Annotated in this window: 19 protein-coding genes; 4 read left to right on the forward strand and 15 right to left on the reverse strand. The window is 71.4% G+C overall.

What is annotated here, in order from left to right:
• Positions 1-143: 143 nt before the first annotated feature.
• The 4 genes from ACWD3C_RS35765 to ACWD3C_RS35780 all read right to left on the reverse strand — a co-directional run bounded on the left by ACWD3C_RS35765 (position 144) and on the right by ACWD3C_RS35780 (position 4,182).
• Complete coding sequence (locus ACWD3C_RS35765; RefSeq protein WP_451150605.1) at positions 144-1,172, reverse strand: 6-phosphofructokinase; 1,029 nt, start codon at positions 1,170-1,172, stop codon at positions 144-146.
• Between the two features lie 154 nt (positions 1,173-1,326).
• Positions 1,327-1,974: a response regulator gene (locus tag ACWD3C_RS35770; protein WP_451150695.1), complete on the reverse strand. Its 648-nt coding sequence runs from the start codon at positions 1,972-1,974 to the stop codon at positions 1,327-1,329.
• Between the two features lie 89 nt (positions 1,975-2,063).
• Positions 2,064-3,311, reverse strand: a complete 1,248-nt coding sequence (macS, locus tag ACWD3C_RS35775; RefSeq protein ID WP_451150607.1) for a MacS family sensor histidine kinase — start codon at positions 3,309-3,311, stop codon at positions 2,064-2,066.
• A 112-nt stretch (positions 3,312-3,423) separates the two neighbouring features.
• On the reverse strand, positions 3,424-4,182 hold the full coding sequence (locus ACWD3C_RS35780) for a lysophospholipid acyltransferase family protein (protein WP_451150609.1): 759 nt from the start codon (positions 4,180-4,182) through the stop codon (positions 3,424-3,426).
• Positions 4,183-4,461: 279 nt separating this feature from the next.
• On the opposite strand from ACWD3C_RS35780, the gene ACWD3C_RS35785 reads away from it, so the two are divergent.
• Both ACWD3C_RS35785 and ACWD3C_RS35790 read left to right on the forward strand, forming a co-directional pair.
• Positions 4,462-5,274, forward strand: coding sequence for an alpha/beta hydrolase (locus ACWD3C_RS35785; protein ID WP_451150611.1), 813 nt, complete (start codon positions 4,462-4,464; stop codon positions 5,272-5,274).
• Positions 5,267-6,067, forward strand: a complete 801-nt coding sequence (locus ACWD3C_RS35790; RefSeq protein ID WP_451150613.1) for a hypothetical protein — start codon at positions 5,267-5,269, stop codon at positions 6,065-6,067. The genes ACWD3C_RS35785 and ACWD3C_RS35790 overlap by 8 nt, the downstream gene beginning before the upstream one ends.
• 207 nt (positions 6,068-6,274) lie before the next feature.
• Here the strand turns inward: ACWD3C_RS35790 and ACWD3C_RS35795 are convergent, their stop codons facing one another.
• The 6 genes from ACWD3C_RS35795 to ACWD3C_RS35820 form a co-directional block, all read right to left on the reverse strand.
• Complete coding sequence (locus tag ACWD3C_RS35795; RefSeq protein WP_451150615.1) at positions 6,275-7,087, reverse strand: endonuclease/exonuclease/phosphatase family protein; 813 nt, start codon at positions 7,085-7,087, stop codon at positions 6,275-6,277.
• Positions 7,088-7,260: 173 nt separating this feature from the next.
• A complete protein-coding gene (locus ACWD3C_RS35800; protein WP_451150617.1) occupies positions 7,261-8,214 on the reverse strand; it encodes an ROK family glucokinase in 954 nt (317 codons plus the stop codon).
• A gap of 125 nt (positions 8,215-8,339) precedes the next feature.
• Positions 8,340-8,822, reverse strand: coding sequence for a DUF5304 domain-containing protein (locus ACWD3C_RS35805; RefSeq protein ID WP_451150619.1), 483 nt, complete (start codon positions 8,820-8,822; stop codon positions 8,340-8,342).
• 57 nt (positions 8,823-8,879) lie between these two features.
• Positions 8,880-10,046 carry an ArsA family ATPase gene (locus ACWD3C_RS35810; RefSeq protein ID WP_451150621.1) on the reverse strand — a complete coding sequence of 389 codons (1,167 nt, stop codon included), beginning with the start codon at positions 10,044-10,046 and terminating at the stop codon, positions 8,880-8,882.
• A 156-nt stretch (positions 10,047-10,202) separates the two neighbouring features.
• Positions 10,203-10,661 carry an SRPBCC family protein gene (locus ACWD3C_RS35815; RefSeq protein WP_451150623.1) on the reverse strand — a complete coding sequence of 153 codons (459 nt, stop codon included), beginning with the start codon at positions 10,659-10,661 and terminating at the stop codon, positions 10,203-10,205.
• Positions 10,662-10,768: 107 nt separating this feature from the next.
• A complete protein-coding gene (locus tag ACWD3C_RS35820; protein ID WP_451150625.1) occupies positions 10,769-11,566 on the reverse strand; it encodes a metallophosphoesterase family protein in 798 nt (265 codons plus the stop codon).
• Positions 11,567-11,861: 295 nt separating this feature from the next.
• Between ACWD3C_RS35820 and ACWD3C_RS35825 the strand changes: the two genes are divergently transcribed.
• On the forward strand, positions 11,862-13,658 hold the full coding sequence (locus tag ACWD3C_RS35825; protein ID WP_451150627.1) for an AMP-dependent synthetase/ligase: 1,797 nt from the start codon (positions 11,862-11,864) through the stop codon (positions 13,656-13,658).
• Positions 13,659-13,674: 16 nt separating this feature from the next.
• Here ACWD3C_RS35825 and ACWD3C_RS35830 read toward each other — a convergent pair whose 3' ends face one another.
• Entirely contained in the window at positions 13,675-15,327 is a 1,653-nt protein-coding gene (locus tag ACWD3C_RS35830) for a GMC oxidoreductase (protein ID WP_451150629.1), read from the reverse strand.
• Between the two features lie 422 nt (positions 15,328-15,749).
• Complete coding sequence (locus tag ACWD3C_RS35835) at positions 15,750-16,892, reverse strand: glycosyltransferase family 4 protein (RefSeq protein WP_451150631.1); 1,143 nt, start codon at positions 16,890-16,892, stop codon at positions 15,750-15,752.
• A gap of 163 nt (positions 16,893-17,055) precedes the next feature.
• Here ACWD3C_RS35835 and ACWD3C_RS35840 point away from each other — a divergent pair, with 163 nt between their 5' ends.
• Positions 17,056-18,288, forward strand: a complete 1,233-nt coding sequence (locus ACWD3C_RS35840; protein WP_451150633.1) for a glycosyltransferase 87 family protein — start codon at positions 17,056-17,058, stop codon at positions 18,286-18,288.
• A gap of 284 nt (positions 18,289-18,572) precedes the next feature.
• Here the strand turns inward: ACWD3C_RS35840 and ACWD3C_RS35845 are convergent, their stop codons facing one another.
• From ACWD3C_RS35845 to ACWD3C_RS35855, 3 genes are all read right to left on the reverse strand, one after another.
• Complete coding sequence (locus ACWD3C_RS35845; RefSeq protein WP_451150635.1) at positions 18,573-19,802, reverse strand: hypothetical protein; 1,230 nt, start codon at positions 19,800-19,802, stop codon at positions 18,573-18,575.
• Positions 19,803-19,854: 52 nt separating this feature from the next.
• Complete coding sequence (locus ACWD3C_RS35850) at positions 19,855-20,868, reverse strand: C40 family peptidase (protein ID WP_451150637.1); 1,014 nt, start codon at positions 20,866-20,868, stop codon at positions 19,855-19,857.
• 299 nt (positions 20,869-21,167) lie between these two features.
• A complete protein-coding gene (locus ACWD3C_RS35855; protein WP_451150639.1) occupies positions 21,168-22,199 on the reverse strand; it encodes an NlpC/P60 family protein in 1,032 nt (343 codons plus the stop codon).
• Positions 22,200-22,301: the final 102 nt, after the last annotated feature.

Genomic DNA, 22,301 nt, shown 5'->3' on the forward strand with positions numbered 1-22,301 from the left:
CACCCCAACTCCCCCCACCCGCTCACTGCCCGGGGGTCCAGGGGGCGCAGCCCCCGGCGGGGTCGAAGGGGCGGAGCCCCTGGGGATGGGACGCGTAGGGGCGGCGGGGGCGAAACAAACTCGCCCCAGCCGCTGCGCGGGGCTCAGCCGAAGAACACCCCGACTTCCTCGTACAGCTTGGGATCCACGGTCTTCAACCTGGCCGTGGCCTCGGCGATGGGCACGCGGACGATGTCCGTGCCGCGCAGGGCGACCATCTTGCCGAAGTCACCGTCGCGCACGGCCTCGATGGCATGGAGGCCGAACCGCGTGGCGAGCCAGCGGTCGAACGCGCTGGGGGTGCCCCCACGTTGGACGTGCCCGAGGACCGTCGTACGGGCCTCCTTGCCGGTTCGCTTCTCGATCTCCTTCGCCAGCCACTCACCGACACCGGACAGCCGGACATGCCCGAAGGAGTCCAGGGACTCGTCCTTCAGCACCATGTCGCCGTCCTTGGGCACGGCCCCCTCCGCGACGACCACGATCGGCGCGTAGGACGCCCTGAAGCGGGACGTCACCCACGCGCAGACCTGCTCCACGTCGAACCGCTGCTCGGGGATGAGGATGACGTTGGCGCCGCCGGCCAGGCCCGAGTGGAGGGCGATCCACCCGGCGTGACGGCCCATCACCTCGACGACCAGCACACGCATATGCGACTCGGCCGTGGTGTGGAGCCGGTCGATCGCCTCCGTCGCGATACCGACCGCCGTGTCGAAGCCGAAGGTGTAGTCCGTGGCCGACAGATCGTTGTCGATCGTCTTCGGCACGCCCACGACCGGGACGCCGTACTCGTCCGTCAGACGCGCCGCCACACCGAGCGTGTCCTCGCCGCCGATGGCGATGAGGGCCTCGACCTCCTGCTTGGCGAGGTTCTCCTTGATACGGCGGATCCCGTTCTCAAGCTTGAGGGGGTTGGTCCGCGAGGAGCCGAGGATGGTGCCGCCGCGCGGCAAAATGCCGCGCACCGCCGGGATGTCGAGGCGTACGGCGTCGCCTTCGAGCGGACCTCGCCAGCCGTCCCGGAAGCCGACGAAGTCGTAGCCGTACTCCTGTACGCCCTTGCGGACGATGCCCCGGATGACGGCGTTGAGCCCGGGGCAGTCGCCGCCCCCGGTCAGTACTCCGACCCGCATGGAAATGTCCCTTCGCCACGGTTGCCTGGTGAGGGTCACGCTAATAGTGATCCAGGTCACTTCGGCATGGGTGGGAAGGGCAATTCCGGTGATTCCGTTGAATTGGCGGAGAGTTGATCAAACCGCCTTCACTCCATGGGGTGAAACGGACGGTTCACTCGTCGTCGAGACCCCGCTCTATGGCATAGCGGACCAGTTCCACCCTGTTGTGCAACTGAAGCTTGCCCAGGGTGTTCTGGACGTGGTTCTGGACCGTGCGGTGCGAGATGACCAGGCGTTCGGCGATCTGCTTGTAGCTGAGGCCCTTGGCGACCAGGCGGAGCACCTCGGTCTCGCGCTCGGTGAGCTGCGGCGCCTTGGGCTCGTCGGCGCCCGTGGCGGGGGCGGGCTCGGAGGCGAGACGGCGGTACTCGCCGAGGACCAGGCCCGCGAGGCCGGGCGTGAAGACGGGGTCGCCGACCGCCGTGCGGCGCACCGCGTCGATCAGTTCCTCCGTCGAGGCCGACTTCAGCAAGTAGCCCGTCGCGCCCGACTTCACCGCCTCCAGTACGTCCGCGTGCTCACCGCTCGCCGACAGCACCAGGACGCGCAGGGCCGGGTTGGCTCCGACCAGTTCCTTGCAGACCTGGACGCCCGGCTTCGCGGGGAGGTTCAGGTCCAGGACGAGTACGTCGGGTTCGGCGGCGCGGGCGCGGCGTACGGCCTGTTCGCCGTCGCCCGCCGTGGCCACCACGTCGAAGCCGGACTCGGACAGGTCACGGGCGACGGCGTCGCGCCACATGGGGTGGTCGTCGACCACCATGACCTTGATCGGGCCCTGCCCCTGCCGCCCGTCCGTGGACCCCGTGGAATCCATGGCCCTGGTGGACCCCGTGGACCCCGTGGACTCTGTCATCGCTGCTCCGCCTTCCCCCGTGATTCCTCCGGCCCCGTCGGGGCCTTGGGTACCTTCAGCTCCACTTCCGTGCCCTGCCCCGGGACCGAGATCAGCTCGGCCGTGCCGCCGATGTCGCGCAGCCGCCCCCGGATGGACAGGGCCACCCCGAGCCGCCCCTCGCCCTCGGCCTGGGCGAGGCGCCCCTCGGGGATGCCCGGGCCGTCGTCCCGTACGGTCACGACGACCTCGTCCGGCTCGTCCTCGACCAGGATCCAGGCGCGCGCGTCCTCACCGGCGTGCTTGCCGACATTGTCCAGGGCGGCACCGACAGCGGCGGCCAGTTCGCGCGCCACGGCCGGGGCGAGCGGCACCGGGGCGCCGGGCTCGGAAAGGGTGACCCTGGCGCGGGCGTACGGCGCGAGAAGGGCGCGCACGTCCACGGGGCCCGCCGCCGTGCCGTCCGGCTCGTCGGGTTCCTCCACCGCTCGTACGACGGCGCCCTCGGCCGTGTCCTCCGAGACCCGGGAGACGGGGACGAGCCCCCCGGAGACCAGCGTGCGCAGGGCCACCTCCTGCTCCCCGGCCAGTCTGCCGAGCTCGGCCGCCTCGCCGCCGATCGCGGTACCGCGCCGCTGCACCATGGCGAGGACCTGGAGCACGCTGTCGTGGATGTCCCGGGCGAGCCGCTCGCGTTCGCGGGTCGCGGCCTCGATCTCCAGGGCGCGGGCGAGGGTGCGCTCGGAGGCACGGGCGACCTCGACGACGTATCCGATGGCGATGGAGGCGACCCAGACCAGCAGTACGGCGTGGACGGTGTCGCGGGTCGGGGCGCCGCGGTGGACGAGGTTGGCGACGCCGACGAGCGTGGAGGCGAAGGCCGCCCAGCGCCAGCCGCCCTTGATGGCGAACGCCAGCACGGCACCGGCGGTCCATATCGTCGGCAGCGTCGGGCCGCCCGCCTCGATCCGCTCGGTCGAGTCGGCGAACCGGGTGAGCAGGATGCCGACGAGCGCGACGGTCAGGTCGGCGGTGAGGAACCGCTTGGTGCAACTGGCCGCGCCCGCGACCTTGGGCAGGGTCGCCAGCGTCCAGACGGCGAGGACGGCGAAGTAGGCGATGGCCACCCAGGGGCGCGTGAACCCGTCGTACGCGCTGGCGAAGAGGCCGATCGCGTACACCAGTGTCAGGACCCGGTACCCCATGAGCGCGCGCCACAGCGGCTGCTCGACCGACATCGTCATGACTCTCTCGCGCTTCGGCATGTCCCCCACCCCACCCCGGAACGGACGCGTCCGGGAACCTCCAGGACCCCTAGGACCCCCAGGAATCCAGGCCCCCTGGGGCTCCGGGTCCTCCAGGGCTCTCTGGTGACCTCTAGGAAACGGGCCGTTCCTGGCCGAGTTCCTTCTGCGCCTTGTCGTCCTGCTTCTGCGCTTCCTTCTGAGCCTGCTTCTCGGCCTTCGCCGCCTCCGCGATCCGGCGCTTGGCGGCCGTCGCGTAGATGTCGACGTACTCCTGGCCGGAGAGCTTCATGATCTCGTACATGACCTCGTCGGTCACCGCGCGCAGGACGAAACGGTCGTGCTCCATACCCTGGTAGCGGCTGAAGTCCAGCGGCTTGCCGATGCGGATGCCGGGGCGCATCAGCTTCGGCACGACCTTCCCCGGCGGCTGGATCTTCTCGGTGTCGATCATGGCGACCGGGACGACGGGCGCACCGGTGGCGAGCGCCACGCGCGCGAGGCCGCCGGGCTTGCCCCGGTACAGACGGCCGTCGGGCGAGCGCGTGCCCTCCGGGTAGATACCGAACAGCTCGCCGCGTTCGAGGACCTCGATGCCGCTCTTGACTGCGGCCTCACCCGCGCCGCGCGCCCCGGAGCGGTCGACGGGGAGCTGGCCGACGCCCTTGAAGAAGGCGGCCGTCAGCCGGCCCTTGACGCCGGGCGTGGTGAAGTACTCGGCCTTCGCGATGAAGGTCACCTTGCGGTCGAGGACCGCGGGGAGGAAGAAGGAGTCCGAGAAGGACAGGTGGTTGCTCGCCAGGATCGCGGAGCCCTCGGCGGGGACGTTCTCCATGCCTTCCACCCAGGGCCTGAAGGCGAGCTTCAGCGGCCCCCCGACGGAAACCTTCATCGCTCCGTACAACAACCGAGTGCCTCTCTGTGTTCTGTAGATCAGACCTTAACCCGGACGCGTGCCGACGAGCCCGACAGCCCCGGTCGGCGCCGGTGTGGAGTCGCGGTCGGCCCTGGTCGGTGTCAGTGCCGTCGCGTACGGTGAAGTACGCCTCGAAGCCTTGCCGAATCGAGTCGAGTCAGGTCGGGTCGAGTCGAATCGAGTCGCCGAGTCTCGGGGCCGTGTTCCTGGTCCTCACGTCAGCTCACCTCATCTCACCGAACAGGAGACCGAAACGTGCCGGTCCTTCCTGGAGCCGAGCCGTACCGCCATCAGGGCGGGGAGGTCGGAGTCCTCCTCTGCCACGGCTTCACCGGTTCCCCCCAGTCGATGCGCCCGTGGGCGGAGTATCTCGCCGAGCGCGGTCTGACCGTCTCGGTGCCGCTGCTGCCCGGGCACGGCACGCGCTGGGAGGACATGCAGCTCACCGGCTGGCAGGACTGGTACGCGGAGGTGGACCGCGAGCTGCGCTCCCTGCGCGAGCGCTGCGCCCGGGTGTTCGTCTGCGGCCTCTCCCTGGGCGGCGCGCTGGCGCTGAGGCTGGCCGCGAAGCACGGGGACGCGGTGAGCGGTGCCGTGGTCGTCAACCCGGGCAACAAGGTGCACGGGCCGGCGGCGTACGCCCTTCCGGTGGTCCGGCACTTCGTCCGTACGACGCGGGGGGTCGCCGGCGACATCAAGAAGGAGGGCGTCACCGAGGTCGGGTACGACCGGGTGCCGCTGCACGCGGCCCACTCCCTGCGCAGGTTCTTCCAGCTGCTCGACGGTGAGCTGCCGCAGGTCACCCAGCCGCTGCTGCTCCTGCGCAGCCCGGAGGACCACCTGGTACCGCCCGCCGACTCGGCGCGCGTCCTGAGCCGGGTGTCGTCCACGGACGTGACGGAGGTCCTGCTGGAACAGAGCTACCACGTGGCGACGTTGGACAACGACGCGGACCGGATCTTCGAGGAGAGTCACGCCTTCATCGCCCGGCTCGCGCCCGCCGTCGGCAAGCAGGGGTCCGACACGGGGGCCGTGAAACAGCAGGAAGGGACGACCACTGGTGGCTGAGCACGACTCCGAACGCGAGCCGGAGGAGAAGAGCGCACCCCTCGGCGAGGCGCGCGGCGACTCCGCGGACGGGGCCCCGACCGGTGCGTCCGGCTCCAGCGGCTCATCCGGCACCACCGGCTCGTCCGGTGCCTCCGGCTCCGCTGGCTCGTCCGGCTCGTCCGGCGAGGAGCAGCACGTGCCGTTCGACGAGGACGCCGCGTGGCAGGCGATCGTCGCCGGGTACGGCGAGGAGCCGCCGGACCCGCCGGGCGCGAAGCCGTTCAAGTCGGTCGAGGACCTGGCACTGCTGGAGGCGGACGCGAACGACTCTCCGGAGCGGTCCGCCCCCGACAAGTCGCCGGACAAGCCCTCCGACACACCCTCGGACACGTCCTCCGACTCCGGCACAGCCGACAAGCCCTCCGACAAGGGCAAAGGCAAGGACGGCCCCTCGGCCCCGAAGCCGCTGGGCAGCTCCATCGCCTTCGCGCCCGGCGTGGGCGGCGGCCCGCGTGACTACACGGTGGCCGAGCCCGCCGAGGAGGACCTCGGCGCGGACGACGAGGGCCACTTCGTCCCGCCGGAGCCGCCCCCGCTGCCCGAGGCCGACGTGACGACGAAGTTCGCCTGGCTGGCGGTGCTCGGCGGCCCGCTCCTGCTGCTGCTCGCCGTCCTCCTCGGCTGGGAGATGACCTGGTGGCTCACCACCCTCAGCATCGGCGGCTTCCTCGGCGGCTTCGCCGCCCTGGTGATCCGCATGAAGGGGGACGACGAGGACGACGACGATCCGGGGCGGGGCGCGGTGGTCTGACGCGCCCCACGCCTCCTACGACGCGGGCGCTCTGAGAGCCTGTGCCACATCCCCGGCCGGATCAGCGCGCGGCGGCGATGGGGGTACCTCCCGCGCGAGCTCGGTGCGAGCATGGGGGAGCGTGCGATCGCAAGGCGCCGGAGCGCCCTCGATGGGGGTGCCCCCGCGCGAGCCGAGCGAAGCCGGTTCGCGCGGGGGGAGGAGCTACTAGGGCGTTTCGGCAACGCGGCGAGCGTGCGTGCCAGGCGTCGCGCGCCCGGCCGGGGATGTGACACAGGCTCTGAGGGCGGCCAGGACCGGGAGATGGTCCGTGGCCGCCCGCAGATCGCTCTCGGAGACACCCGGGTGCCCGAGCGGCACCCCGCACCCCAGGACCTCGATGCCCGGCGTGGCGAGGATCGCGTCGATGCGCTGGTGCGGGTGGGCCGGTGTCGACGTGTACTCCGCACCCCAGGGCGCGGTGGCCCAGCAGTCCTGGAGTTCGGCGGCGAGTCGCTTGAACGTACGGCCGCCCGGGCGCTCGTTGAGGTCGCCGCCCGCGATCGCGTGGTCCACACCCATGCCGGCCAGACGGTCGAGGAGCATGCCGCCCTGCTCGTACCGCTCGTCCTTCTGGAGCGAGAGGTGGCAGGACAGCACGCCGAGCCGGGCGCGGCCGAAGCGGACGACGGCCGTGGCGAAACCACGGCGGTGCAGGCCCGGGGTGAGGGGCAGGAGTACGTCCTCGGTGCGCTCGACGGTCGCCCGCAGCGAGCAGAGGATCGCGGGCCCCGCGGCCGTGGCGCCACCGGAGAGGATCACGAGGTTCGCTGCGCGGGCCAGGTGGGCGAGTTTCTTGCGCCAGCGGAAGAAGCGGGGTGCTTCCTGCAGGAGAACCAGGTCGGGAGTGCAGGCGCTGATGACGCGGGCGAGGGCGGTGGTGTCGTCGCGCATCGAGCGGATGTTGTAGCTGAGGACGCGGATGGTGGCTGAACCGTCGGGTTCCGTGTGAGAGTTGGGGAGTGGTGGGGGCGTCGGCATGCGGGTCAATTTACGCCGGGAATGGGGTTTGGGCGCCTAATAGCTCGGGGCGCGAGGTTTGTGTGCGACTGCCGGTTGTACGTGGCTTGTCGCGCCCACGCGGCGGAGCCGCATGTTTATACAGCCCCGCGCCCCTGAGGGCGCGGCAGCCGCCGTGGCCCAAGAAGTGGGCGTTACATGATCGGGTCCGGCTCCCGGGCCAAGTCTGCCGCGCCCACCAAGCCCGCCTTGTTGCCGAGCTGGGCCGCGATCACCTCGGCCACCGGGCGCCAGTTGCCGCCGACCAGCCAGCGCTTGTACGACTTGCGGATCGGGTCGAGGACCAGCTCGCCCTCGTCGGAGAGACCGCCGCCGACGATGAAGGCGGAGGGGTCGAACAGGGAGGCGAGGTCGGCGAGGCCGGCGCCGGCCCAGCGGGCGAGCTCGCGGTAGGAGTCGACGGCGACCGGGTCACCCTGGCGGGCGGCCATGGAGATGTGCTTACCCTCGATGCCCTCGGGGCTGCCGTCGCCGAGCGCGAGCAGGATCTCGGCGCGCTCGGGGGTCGCGTTGGCGCGCTGCTTGGCGTATCTCACGAGCGCGCGCCCGGAGGCGTACTGCTCCCAGCAGCCCTGTGAGCCGCAGCCGCACAGCAGGCCGTCGGGGACCATGCGGATGTGACCGAACTCGGCGGCCACGCCGAAGTGCCCGCGGCGCAGCTTGTTGCCGATGACGATGCCGCCGCCGAGACCGGTGCCGAGCGTGATGCAGATGACGTTGCGGTGGCCCTTGCCCGCGCCGAACTTGTACTCGCCCCACGCGGCCGCGTTCGCGTCGTTCTCCACGACGACCGGGAGGCCCACGCGCGCCTCGACCTTTTCCTTCAGCGGTTCCTGGCGCCAGTCGATATTGGGTGCGAAGTAGACCGTGGAGCGCTGACGGTTGACGTAGCCGGCGGCGCCGATGCCCACGCCGACGATCTCGTGCCCGGCCCGGGCGCCCTCGACGGCGGAGGCGATGGCGTCCACGATGCCCTCGGGCGTGCCCGGGGTCGGCACCTTGTGGGTCGAGAGGATGTTGCCTTCCTCATCGACCACGCCGGCCGCGATCTTCGTGCCGCCGATGTCGACGCCGATGGTGAGTCCCATGAATCCCTCAGTTTCGGTCGAGCCCCGCTACGGCCAACCGTACCCGAGGCCCTGCCGCCGGACGCCCGTCATCCGCCCTGTGAGCGGGCAGGCAAGGGATCCGGCGGCAGGGCCTCGGGGAGGTGTCAGTCCAGGTCGATGCGCTCCGGGGGGCCGGGGTCGTCGCCCTGGTCCCGGTGGTCGGTGTCACGGTTCGTCCAGTGCCGTTCCTGGGCCTCGACCGCGGAGCGGTAGGCGGCGAGCAGCTCGTTGCCTGCGGCGGCCAGGTGGTCGAAGACATCGGGGTTGCGCTCGATGACGGGTTCCACGGCGGCCTTGGCCTGCCGCACCACCTGACCCAGCATCTGCTGGGCGGCGCCCGAGGCGGCCGCGCCGAACAGCGGCGACTGCAGCCCGGACAGCTTGTCGGTGACGGTGTCGACGAGCCTGCGCAGCTCCTCGGCGGCCGAGCCCGGCGGCGGGCCGTACTGGGCCCGGCGGCGGGCCTTCTCCGCCGCGAGGTCCTCCTCGCACGCCGTGGCCCAGGCGTCGTCGTCGGTCGCGCGCGGGCGCGCCTCGTCGGCCGCCTTCCCCTGAGCGGCGTCGGACGTGGGGCGCTCTTCGCTCATGGCGGACTCCTGCCTACGTTTCGTACCTTCGACGTTACCCGAACGGGGGTATGCGGTTCACCGTGTACGCGGCCACAGCTCCGGGTCGGGCGTGAACCGGATGCCCAACTCGCCGTCGCGCAGTGACGCGCCGTCCACCGTGCAGCGGCGCAGTGCGGACGGCAGCGGCAGGATACGGCGGAACTGTCCGGCGGTGACGACGAGTTCGTCGCCGCGCCGGATGAGGTCCAGGTCATCGCGTATCGCGCCGGGGAGCGGGATGTGCCAGACGAAGACGCCGCCCTCGCGGTCGTCGGTGACGGGCCACTCGACGGGGGCGGGCGCGGTGCCCGCGCCGGGTACGGCGAGTGCGGCGAGGTCGTCCGTGCCGCGCGGGTCGCGGCCGAAGTGGGCGACGTGGTGGACGTCGTACGACTGCCGCCACTCGTCCAGGGCCTTGCGCTGCTGGGCGACGAGGCCAGCGAGCCAGGTGTCGGTGGTGGCCTCGGGCAGGACGCGGGTCGCGAGGAGCGCCTCGACGCGCAGGCCGCGCAGGGCGAGGCCGGTGGTGGCGGTGCGTACGTGGTCGGTGCCGGCCGGGCCGGGGTCGGCGACCAGCCGTACGGTCGTGCCGCGGTCCTCGACGGCCGCCGCGACGGCGGCCAGCTCGACGTCCCAGCGGGCGGCCGTCGCGTACAGCGACTCCGCGGGCATGGGGACGCCGGCGAGGCGCCCGAGTACGGGGCGCAGGGCGCGGGCCGCCTGGCGTTCGGGCGGGAGGAGGCGGCGGAGGTAGCGGCGGAGTTCCTCGGGGAGGGCGAGGAGGGCGAGGGCCTGGGGGGTGGGCGGAAGGTCCACGACGAGCAGGTCGTACGCCTCCGAGAGTGCCGCGTCGCGCAGGGCACGGAGCAGGGCGAGTTCCTCGGCGCCGGGGAGGGGGGTGAGTTCCTCGGCGTCCAGGCGGGCGGCGCCGAGGAGGTCCAGGGCGGAGGTGGCCTTGTCCTGGAAGGCGACCAGGTCCTCGCGGAAGTCCTCCGCGGCGTCGGGGTGCCAGGTGGTGAGGTCGGGGGCGGCCTCTGCGGGCTCCGGGCCCGTGGGTGCGCCGAGTACGGCGCCGAGGGTGTCGGTGCGGTCGGTGGTGAGGACGAGGGTGCGGGTGCCCTCGCGGGCGGCACGGAGCGCGGTGGCCGCGGCGACGGTGGTACGGCCGGTGCCGCCTTGGCCGGTGATCAGGATGGTGCGCATAGGGGTGAACGGTACCGGGGGCGGGCTCGCAGGTTTGTCGCCCCCGCCGCCCCTACCCGTCCCATCCCTGGGGGCTGCGCCCCCAGACCCCCGGGGTGGGTGGGTTGACTGCGGGTGGGTGGGGGTTGCTGTGGTGATCGGCCTTCGGCCTCGTCCTCAAGCGCCGGACGGGCTGGATGGTCCCGACTCCACCCTCGTCTTCAGGCCCGCCAGCGCCCGGTCGATGATGACCTTCTCCGCCTTGCGCTTGATCATGCCGAGCATGGGGATCTTGACGTCCACTGTGAGCTGGTAGGTCACCTCGGTGGCCTTGTCCCCCGCCGGCTTCAGGATGTAGGAGCCGTCGAGTGACCTGAGCATCTGGGACTTGACCAGGGTCCAGGAGACCTCGTGCTCGCCGGTCCAGGTGTAGGCCAGGACCTGGTCGTCCTTGATGGCACCGGCGTCCATGACGAGGCGGACCTGCTCGGCGCGCCCCTGTTCATCCGTCCGGAGGACCTCCGCCTCCTTCACCTCGCCCGTCCAGTCCGGGTAGCGGGCGAAGTCGGCGATCACGCCCATGACGTCGGCCGGGGCCGCCTCGATCGTGATGCTCGAACTGGTGTGTTCCGCCATCGCCGTGGCTCCTCCAGGTGCGGTCCGGTGAGGGAGGGTGGTGCGCACGTGTGTGCAGCGTGAAGGCTACCGCGCGCCCGGCGGGCCGTTGTCACCCCGCCTGCGCTTCACCACTCAAGGGCCCACGGCTTCCCGTTCCCCGCGAAGTGGCCGACGTTGACGCACTCGGTCGGCCCGATGCGCATCCGCCGCACGAGGGGCTGGTGGACGTGGCCGAAGAGGGAGTAGCGGGGGCGGGTACGGCGGATGGCGTCCAGGAGGGCCCGGCTGCCGCGCTCGAAACGGCGCGCGGCCGTGTCGTAGACCAGTTCCGGGACCTCCGGCGGGATGTGGGTGCACAGGACGTCGACCTCGCCCACCGCCTCGATCTTCGCGGCGTACTCCTCGTCGCTGATCTCGTAGGGGGTGCGCATGGGGGTGCGCAGGCCGCCGCCGACGAAGCCGAAGACCCAGCCGCCGATCTCGACGCGTTCGCCGTCGAGCACGGTCGTGCCGGGGCCGGCGTACTCCGGCCAGAGGGTCGGCATGTCGACATTGCCGTAGGTGGCGTACGTCGGCGTGGGGAACGCGGCGAACAGCTCGGCGTACTGCCTGCGCACGGCCTTCTCGATCACGGCGGCGCGCTCGGAGCCGATGCCGGCCCAGAGGCGGGCGCCGAACTCGCGGGCCTCCTCGAAACGGCGGGCGGTGCGCAGCCCGACGATGCGGTCGGCGTTCTCCACGCCGAACAGGTCGGGGAAGATCCCGCGCGAGTGGTCGGCGTAGTCGAGGAAAAGCACCAGGTCACCGAGGCACACCAGGGCGTCCGCGCCGTCGCCCGCCCTGGCCAGATCGCGTGCGTTGCCGTGCACGTCGCTGACCACATGAATGCGCGTCCGGCGGTTGCCGCCCGGTGAGAGTGCCATGACGATCAAGGGTAAAGGTGTGCGGCATACGTGAACAGAGCAGGGCGGACCTGCGGTTACTGGCTAGTCAGTAACCCTGTGGACTACTGTGCGCGAAGGAGAGAACCCACGTGTGACGCAGAAAACATCTCGCCGGTCCCCCCTGTCGAAGAAGCCATACCGGCGGGTAACGTCCGGGCAGTCCAGTCGTGCTCAGGATTTCAACCAGCTATCCCTGAGTGCCCGCCCGAGCCATGGACCGCACCGTCGCATCACACAGAGTCGTGGCGCCGGCGCCCTATGAGGAGCAGCAGTCTTGCGCGAGTTCAGCCTTCCGGCTTTGTACGAAGTCCCTGCGGACGGCAACCTGACCGACATCGTCCGCAGAAACGCCGCGCAGCATCCCGATGTCGCCGTCATCGCCCGCAAGGTGGGCGGTGCCTGGCAGGACGTCACCGCGACCGCCTTCCTCGACGAGGTGCGGACCGCGGCCAAGGGGCTGATCGCCTCGGGTGTGCAGCCGGGCGACCGGGTCGGCCTGATGTCCCGTACGCGCTACGAGTGGACCCTTCTCGACTTCGCCATCTGGTCGGCGGGCGCGGTCACCGTGCCGGTGTACGAGACCAGCTCGCCGGAGCAGGTGCAGTGGATCCTCGGCGACTCGGGCGCGACGGCCTGTGTCGTGGAGACGGACCACCACGCGGCCGCCGTGGACACGGTGCGCGACCGGCTGCCCGCCCTCAAGCACGTCTGGCAGATCGAGGCCGGCGCCATCGAGGAGCTGGGCCGCCTCGGGCAGGACGTCACCGACGAGACGGTGGAGGAGCGCAGCTCGCAGGCGAAGGCCGACGATCCGGCGACCATCGTCTACACCTCGGGGACCACCGGGCGTCCCAAGGGCTGCGTCCTCACCCACCGCAACTTCTTCGCGGACTGCGGGAACGTGGTGGAGCGCCTGCGCCCGCTGTTCCGTACGGGCGAGTGCAGTGTCCTCCTCTTCCTCCCGCTCGCCCATGTCTTCGGCCGGCTGGTGCAGGTCGCCCCGATGATCGCGCCGATCAAGCTGGGCTGCGTGCCGGACATCAAGAACCTCACCGACGAGCTGGCCTCGTTCCGGCCGACGCTGATCCTCGGTGTGCCGCGCGTCTTCGAGAAGGTCTACAACTCGGCGCGCGCCAAGGCGCAGGCCGACGGCAAGGGCGCCGTCTTCGACAAGGCGGCGGACACGGCGATCGCGTACAGCCGCGCGCTGGACACCCCGTCCGGGCCGTCGATCGGGCTGAAGGTCAAGCACAAGGTCTTCGACCGGCTCGTCTACAGCAAGCTGCGCGCGGTGCTCGGCGGCAAGGGCGAGTACGCGATCTCGGGCGGCGCCCCGCTGGGCGAGCGCCTGGGCCACTTCTTCCGCGGCATCGGCTTCACGGTCCTGGAGGGGTACGGCCTGACGGAGTCCTGCGCGCCCACCGCGTTCAACCCGTGGGACCGCCAGAAGATCGGCACGGTCGGCCAGCCGCTGCCCGGTTCGGTGATCCGGATCGCCGACGACGGCGAGGTGCTGCTGCACGGCGAGCACATCTTCAAGGAGTACTGGAACAACCCGGAGGCCACCGCCGAGGCCTTGACCGACGGCTGGTTCCACACCGGCGACATCGGCACCCTCGACGAGGACGGCTACCTCAGCATCACCGGCCGCAAGAAGGAGATCATCGTCACCGCGGGCGGCAAGAACGTCGCCCCGGCCGTGATCGAGGACCGTATCCGCGCGCACGCGCTGGTCGCGGAGTGCATGGTCGTCGGCGACGGACGCCCGTTCGTGGGCGCGCTGGTCACCGTCGACGAGGAGTTCCTGGGCCGCTGGGCCGCCGAGCACGGCAAGCCGGCGGGTTCCACCGCGGCGTCGCTGCGTGAGGACGCGGACCTGCTGGCCGCGATCCAGTCGGCGGTCGACGACGGCAACGCCGCGGTGTCGAAGGCGGAATCGGTGCGGAAGTTCCGCATTCTGTCCTCCCAGTTCACGGAGGAGTCGGGTCACCTGACCCCGTCCCTGAAGCTCAAGCGCAGCGTGGTGGCGAAGGACTTCGCGGACGAGATCGAGGGGATCTACCAGAAGTAGCAGGCCGGTCGCCGGTTCATGGCGCGGTGTCCTCGGCGAGGACCCGCGCCATGGTGCGTTCGGCGAGCGCGGTGATGGTGAGGAACGGATTGACCCCGATGGAGCCGGGCACGAGCGAGCCATCAGTGACGTAGAGCTTCGAATACCCCTTCACTCGCCCGTAGTTGTCCGTCGCCCTGCCCAGCACGCAGCCGCCCAGCGGGTGGTACGTGAAGTCGTCCGCGAAGACCTTGCTGGGCGAGCCGAACAGGTCGTAGCGGTAGATCGTGGAGTTGGCCGAGTTGATCCGGTCGAAGAGTTTCTTGGCCATGGCGACGGACACCGCGCTCTGGGCGGCGCTCCAGCCGAGTCGCGCCGAGTCGGTCGCGGAGTCGTACGTGAAGGACGCCCGCTCCGGGTTCTTGGTGATCGCCAGGTAGAGGCTGATCCAGTGCTCCAGGCCCGTGGGCAGCGGGGCGATCTCGGCGAAGACGGGGTTGGCGGTGTTGGCCCAGTCGTCGATGCCCATGACCGGCATGGTCGACTGGTTCTCCCCGACGGTGTCCCACAGGTGGTTGGCGCGGCCGAGCATGACGTTGCCGTTCGTGCCCCAGCCGGTGCCGATGTCGGCGCCGAGGGCGGGCAGGGTGCCCTTCGCCCGTGCCCGGACGAGGAGTTCGGTGGTGCCGAGGCTGCCGGCGCCGAGGAAGAGGTACGTGCAGCCGTACTCCTTGGTCTCGACCACGGCACCGGTGTCGTCGATCCGCTCGACGCCGACGACGTACGTCCCGTCACCGGCCCGCCGTATCCCCTTGGCCCGCTCCATGGTGTGGATCGTGACGTTGCCCGTGCCGAGCGCGGAGGCGAGGTACGTCTTGTCGAGGGTGCGCTTGCCGTGGTTGTTGCCGTAGATGACCTCGCTCGCGAGGGCGGACCTGGTGGCGGTGCCGGCGGCCTCGCGCCGCATGTAGGAGAAGTCGTACACACCGGGCACGAAGGTGGTCTTCAGGCCGGCCTTCTGGGCGTGCTTGCGGGAGATGCGGCTGAAGCGGTACCACTCCGTGGACTCGAACCAGGCGGGGTCGACGGTGTTGACGCCGAGCATGGCGCGGGCACGGGGGAAGTAGGTGGCGTACATCTCGGTGGCGTTGACGGTGGGGAACTGTTCGGCGAAGTACGACTGGAGCGGGGTGACCGCCATTCCGCCGTTGACGAGGGAGCCGCCGCCGACGCCGCGGCCGACGTAGACGGACATGTTGGCGTGGCGGACGCGGTCGAGGACGCCGGGGTAGGGGCTGATGTCCCTGTTGACGACGTCCAGCCAGAGGAAGGTGGCCAGTGGGGCCTCCGTGCGCGTCCGGAACCACATCGACCTGTGGTCCGGTGCGCTCGTGGAACAGAACACCTTTCCGTCGGAGCCGGGGGTATTCCAGAGTCTGCCCATCTCCAGGACGAGCGTGCGGATTCCTGCCTGCCCGAGCCGGAGTGCGGCCACGGCTGCGCCGTAGCCGGAGCCGATGACGATCGCGGGGGCGGATTCGACCGCGGCGGGCTCCGTGGCGTGGGCGCTGGCGGCGTTTACGCGAGTGAAGCCGAGGGTGGCTGCCGTCTGCAGTGCCACCATGCCGATGATTTGACGACGTGTCAGGTGATGCTCCGTCATGTGACGAGGAGTCAGTTTCTCTGCCATGCTGCGCAGCATCTGCGGACTCCCGTCTTCCGCCTAGGGTCCGCGCGGCACTCATTGAGGCAACGCGGTTTCCGCCCCCGGCGTTCGAGGAGCGGGGTATGGGGCGGAGCCCCAGCTACCGAACACTTGCCCAGGGCTCCACCCTTCAGGGTGGAGGTGTAGGGCATCCTGAGCCCAGCGGCCCGGAGGGCCGCAGCGGCACTGCTAAAGTCGCCTTGTCCGACAACGTAGTTGGCGGACCTACCGCCGGACTGGCGGGATGTCAAGCCTGTGGAGACCTTGTCAGACCACCCTCGGGTGGCAGGGGTCGATGAAGCAGGAACCCAAGGGAGCACCGCGATGGGGGTCCCCCCGGTTCGAGCGAAGCCGAGAACTGGGGGAGGTGCTGACCGGAATCGCCTGCGTTCACGCAGGCGAGGATGTCAAAGCAGCCCCCTCAGCCGCTCCGCCAGCAAATCCCAGCGCCACCTCTCCTCGACCCACGCCCGCCCCCGCTCCCCCATCCGGCGGCGCAACTCCGCGTCGTCCAGGAGTGCGAGGACGCGATCGGCGGTCGCGTCCGGGGAGCCGCCGCGGACGACCCACCCGGTCTCACCGTCGAGGACGGCGTCGGGAGCGCCGCCGGAGTCACCGGCGACCACCGGCAGCCCCGTGGCGGAAGCCTCCAGGTACACGATGCCGAGCCCCTCCACGTCCAGCCCACCCCGCCGCGTCCGGCAGGGCATGGCGAACACGTCACCGGCACCGTAGTGGGCGGGGAGGGAGGACCACGGCACGGCACCCGTGAAGTGGACCGAGCCGGCCACCCCGGTCTCGTGGGCGAGACTGCGCAGCTCCCTCTCGTACGGCCCACCACCGACGATCAGCAGCACCGCGTCCGGCTGCTCGGCCAGCACACGCGGCATGGCGAGGATCAGCGTGTCCTGCCCCTTGCGCCGGACGAGACGGGAGACGCACACCACCACCGGCCGGTCCGTGAGGCCGAGACGGGCCCGGACCTCGTCACCGCCCGAACCCGGGTGAAACGTCTTCTCGTCCACCCCCGGCGGCAGCTGGACCATCCGCCCCGCCGCCGACGCCGACAGCGCCGGCGCGATCCGCGAGCGCGTGTACTGGCCCAGATACGTGATCGTGTCCGTGGAGTCACCGATCCGCCGAAGGAGCTGACGCGCGGCGGGCAGCTGCGCCCACCCCGCCTCGTGCCCGTGCGTCGTCGCCACCAGCCGCCGCGCCCCCGCCCTCCGCAGCGCCGGCGCCATCAGGCCGAGCGGGGCCGCCGCCCCGAACCACACCGACGTACAGCCGTGTTCCCGCAGCAGCGAGACCGCCCGCCGCGTGGCACCCGGCGTGGGCAGCAGCATGGTCGTCCGGTCCCGTACGACGGTGAACGGCTGCTCGGCGTCGAAGGCGGCCGTCGCCTCGACGCCCTCACGGCTCCGCTTCCAGGTGGAGGCGTAGACGACGACCCGCTCGGGGTCCAGCCGCAGCGCCATGTTGTGCAGGAAGGCCTGGATGCCACCGGGCCGGGGCGGGAAGTCGTTGGTCACGATCAGCGTCTTGTCCATCTCGCCGCCGACCCTACCGAAACGCTCCCCCACCAGCGCTCGGCCAAGCCCGGCCGCCCTGCACGGCCGAACCACGACCGGGATCACAACCACGATCACAGGACCGTAGGAGATGATGGCCCCCACACGCGAAAACGCGACCGGCACACGAACAGGGGCACAGGTGGACAAGGCGGGTACACGGCGGCTCCCGGTCGGGCTCCTGAGCACCTGGGCCGCCACCAGGCTGCTCCTGCTGCTGTTCGTCTTCAAGGTCTACGTCTTCCCGGGCCCGGACGTCACCAGCGACGTCTGGGTGATCTACCAGGAGTGGTACGACGTCCTGCGCACCGGCACGTACCCCCTGGACGACGTCACCTGGCAGTATCCGCCCGCCGCCGCGCTCGCGATCCTCTCCCCCGCGCTGCTGCCCTTCATGGAGTACGCGGAGGCGTTCTTCGTCCTCGCCTTCCTCGCCGACCTGGCGGTCCTCGCGATGCTCCTGTACGCGGGCCGGCGCCCCGGCAGGTCGCTGCGCGGCGCCTGGGTGTGGGTGGCGGGCGTTCCGCTGCTGGGGCCGACCGTGTACGCCCGGTACGACGTGATGGTGACGGCGGTGGCGGTCGCCGCGCTGCTCGCCGGGATGCGCCACCCGCGCGCGATGGGGGCGCTCGTCGCCTTCGGCGCGCTGCTGAAGGTGTGGCCCGCGCTGCTGCTCCTGGGCGCGACCAGGCTGCGGGCCTGGACGTCGGCGGCCGTCACCGCGGCGGGCCTGTCCCTGCTCCTCGCCCTCTGGATGCCCGGCGCCTTCGCCTTCCTGACCTTCCAGCGCGACCGGGGCACGGAGATCGAGTCCCTCGGCGCACTCGTCCTCCACGTGGCCCGCCAGTTCGGCTGGGACGGCCAGGTGCTGCTCAACTACGGCTCGGTGGAGTTCCTCGGCGACTACGTCGACGTCGTGAGCGGAGCAGCCCTGGTGCTCAGCGTGCTCGCCTTCGGCTGGCTGGTGCTGTGGCGGGTGCGGGCCCGGCGGTTCGCGTCGCACACGCTCGCGGACGCGGCCTTCGTGGCGGTGCTGATGTTCACGGTCACCAGCCGGGTCCTCAGCCCGCAGTACATGGTGTGGCTGGTCGGGCTCGCGGCCGTCTGCCTGTGCTTCCGGGGCAGCCGGATGGCCGCGCCCGCCGCGCTGGTGCTGGCCGCGACCTTCGTGACCGTCCTGGAGTTCCCGATCTGGTTCGCGAGCGTGGTCGCGAGCGACTGGCTGGGCGTCACCCTGCTCTTCATCCGCAACGGCCTCCTCGTCCTCGCCGCCCTGGTCGCCGCCGTGGAACTGTGGCGAAGCACCGCCCCCCGCCCGGCCGCGCCCCCACGCCCCACTCGGACCGCCCGCCCCGAGGAGTCCCTCACCCCCTGAGGGTGCCACCACGGCACCGCGCACGGCGGCACCCCGGACCCCGCCGTGCCGGTGGGCGAGCACGCCTCGCCTCCGCCGACCGACCACGAACCCCACCAGCGGCTCGCGCGGCAGGCACCCGCCCACGGCGACCTCCGGCGGACTTGGGTGGCTACGGCGACGACCGCCACGGCCGTGCCCCCGAGCCGCGCGGCCCAGACGGCGTCCGGACGGTGTCGGTGATCCCGGCACCTACGCGGGCCCACGAACAGGTCACGGCACCAGCGGAACGGGCACCGCGCCCGTCACCCCAGCTGCGCCCCCAGATACTCCCGCCACCGCGCGGTGAACTCCTCCAACGTCGTCCCGAGCACCTCCCCCAGCGCGTCCTCCACCGCCCCGGCCCGCTCCTCGTGGTCCCCCACGGCCCGGTAGAACTCGTTGAGGCGTACCTCGCCCCAGCGGTCCGCGATCATCCGGCAGGCCATCCAGCCGCCCTCGTACGCCCGCGCCAGCTGCCCCGAGTCGCCGCCGAAGCCGAACTCGGAGTCCTCCGGCAGCGCGCTCGGCAGGTGGCCCTCCAGCACCGACCGCTGCAGCTCGGGGGCGACCTGGGACGGCGTACGGCCGCTCGACCGGTAGCCGACCCAGTCGGCGTACCCCTCGGAGAGCCACAGAGGCGTGGCCGCGGTGGTGTGGGCGCGGCTGGCGACGTGGGTGGTCTCGTGGGTGAGGACGACCTGCTTGCCGAAGGAGCCGAGGACGCCGTACGCGTCGGGGTTGACGACGATCCGGTCGGCCGCCGCCTTCCCCGAGCCTCCCACCGCGCCGGTGGTGACCGCCGCGATCCCCCGGTACCCGGACGCGGGCGCGCCGAGCAGGCCCGCCATCTCCTCCAGCGACTCCGGTACGAGGACGACGACCCGCCCCGGCCAGTCGGCGCCCCATGCCTCGGTCACGGCGGGCACGGCGCGGTCGGCCAGACCGGCGTACCCGCGCAGCGTCTCGGCCGACTGCCCGGTGCCCAGGACGAGACTGCGCTCCCCGCGGACGGCCCGGACGGTCCCCTGCTCCCACAGCTGCTCGGTGGAGTCCTCGGCGGGCTCGTCGGAGGCGACGTACCAGGCGCCGTTCTGCCGGACCAGGACCAGCGTCCGCCCTGCGGTGAGGGGTCCCGCGTCGTAGCCGCGTACGCGGTAGCGGAGCCGGGCCTCGGCCGTGGCCCGGTCGCCGGTGCGCCGGAAGGAGGTCAGGCGGTACGACCAGGCCGCCAGCGGGAGGTCCTTGAGGTTGGCGAACTCGGTCATGCCCGTGGCCAGTTGGCCCTCGGCGGCGAAGGCGTCGGAGGCGGGCGCCTCGGTCGACCGGTACGCGGCCTCGTCCCTCGCCAGCACCGCGGCCGCCCGCCGGTCGAGCATCCGCCGCACATCGCTCTCGGCGGAGTCGCGCGCCGCGCTGCCGCCGCAGCCCACCAGAACCGACAGGCCGAGTGCCAGACAGACCCCCGACCACGCCCCACGCCCTCGACCAGCCACGTTCCCGATCGTACGGCGGGTGGGGCCACTTGGTGTACGGCGGTTCAGGACCTCAGGGGCGGGTGACCGAGCCGATCGGCATCATGCCGACGGGGTCGTAGCGGACGGGGGCGCCCGGGTACGGCGCGTGGATGACCTGGCCGTTGCCCACGTACATGCCGACATGGCTGGCGTCGGACCGGTAGGTGACCAGGTCGCCGGGCTGTGCCTCGGACAGGGGCACCTGGCGGCCGGCGTACCGCTGGGCCTGCGAGGTGCGCGGCAGTCCGACGCCCGCCTGCGCGTACGACCACTGGATCAGGCCCGAACAGTCGAAGCCGCTGGGCCCGTTGGCGCCCCACACGTACGGCTTGCCGACGGCGGAGCGGGCCGCGGCGACGGCGGCGCCCGCGCGGCCGCCCGGCGCGGCGGCGCCCGTGAGGTCGGGCAGGTCGGAGCGGCCGTCACGGGAGGCCCGTTGGTAGTCGGCGCGCTCGGCGGTCGGCAGGGAGTTGAGGAGTTGGCGGGCCTTGGCGAGCTTCTTCTCGACGGTGCGCTTGTGCTTCGCGACGGCCTTGCGGCTCTTCTCCAGCTCGGCGAGCTTCTCGGTCGCCTCCTCGCGGTGCTGGGCGAGTTCGCGCATGACCCTCCGGAGGCCGGTGAGCCGGTCGGCCTGGTGGACGTTGATCCGGTCGAGGGCGGCGGCCCTGTCGAGGTACTGGTCGGGGTCGTCGGAGAACAGCAGGGCCACGGACGGGTCGACGCCGCCGGAGCGGTACTGGGCGCCGGCGAGCGAACCGAGCTGCTCCCGCATGGTGTTGACGCGCTCCTGCTGCCGCGCGATCTCGTCCTGCGCGGTGTCGACCTGGTCGCGCAGGGTGTCGGCGCGTTCGTCGGCCTTGTTGTAGGCCTCGGTGGCCCGCTCGGCCTCCTCGTAGAGACGGTCCACTTCGGCTCGGGTGTCGTCGTGCGGCGCGGCAGCGGCAGGTACGACGCCGAGCACGGCGGTCGCGGCGGAGAGCAGGCACAGGGCTGTGCCGGTGCCCCGGTCGAACCCGGACGGTACAAAGCGACGATGAGACCCCACAGGAAGCCGCACTCCCTTCGCTGGCGGACAGGAACCGTCTCCCCGGCGCCGGAGGCGAGCCCTGAAGCCGGTGGGGAAACGCGCCAGACAGTAACCCCGTGACTACGCGGCGACCAAAGACCTCGATGCGTGCACATCGGACACACACAGTGACGCCCCGCCTCAGACGCAGGTCATCAGCGGGGCGTGCAGCAGCAGGTGCTCTTGTAATTCGCTCGTTCGGGGGGTGGGGTGTCCTGATCTTGAAGAAGATCCTCAAGGAGTGAAGAAGATCCTCAAGTACGGGGACTTTACGAGGATCAGATCCGGACGCCGAACTGGAACGGCATGTTGCTCATCGCCTCGTAGCGCACGACCGTGCCGGTGCGCGGGGCGTGCAGCACCTGGCCGTTGCCCGCGTAGAAGCCGACGTGGTGCAGGTCGCCGTAGAAGAAGACCAGGTCGCCGACCTGGAGCTCGGCCTGCGAGTAGATGCGGGGGCCGGCACTGGCCTGCGCCTGCGAGGTGCGCGGGATGGAGACGCCGGCCTGGGCGTAGGCCCACGAGGTGAGGCCGGAGCAGTCGAAGGAGCTGGGGCCGGAGGCACCGTAGACGTACGGCGTGCCGAGCACGCTCTGGGCGGCGGAGTAGGCCGAGGCGGCCCGGCCGGTGGCGGCGCTGTCGGAGCCGAGGACGCTGCGCCCGCTGTCACGGCTGGCCCGCTCCTCCTCGGCGGCGAGGGCGGCCTTCTCCGCCTCCGTCAGGGAGTTGAGGAGCTTCTGCGCCTCGGCGAGCTTGTTCTGGACCTCGGTCTTGTTCTCGGCCAGGGTCTCGCGGGTGTCGGCGAGGTCCTCCAGCTTGTCGGAGGCCTCCTGGCGCTGCTGGGCGAGCGAGCGCTGCTTCTCCTGGATCTTCTTGAGCGACTCGACCTGCTGAGCGCTCAGCTGGTCCATCGTGGACGCCTTGTCCAGATAGTCGTCCGGGTCGGAGGAGAGGAACAGCTGGAGGGAGGAGTCGATGCCGCCGGTGCGGTACTGGGCGCTGGCGGCGAGGCCGATGCCCTCGCGGAGCCCGTTGAGGTCCTCCTGGCCGCGGGCGACGTTGTCCTGGAGGGTGGAGATCTCCTTCTGGAGCTTCTCCTGCTTCTCCTCGGCCCCGTTGAGCTTCTCAGTGGCCGCCTCGGCCTCTTCGTAGAGCTTGTCGACCTTGGCCTTGACTTCGTCCTTGGTGGGCTTCTCGCTCGGCGCGGCGTTGGCGGCCTGCGAGCTCATGGCCACGGCAGCGGCGGCGGCGGTGGTGAGCACGGTCACACGGGCGCGGCTCGGCTGCTTCGGTCGACGGTGGGACGCCACGGAGGCGAGCTCCTTCTTCCTTCAGCCGCCTACCGACACATCCGGTGGGCGGTGTCCCCCCACCGTCACTCCCAATGAGTGATCGCCCGAGCGGGGGTTCGA

This window comes from Streptomyces sp. NPDC002845, assembly GCF_053591955.1.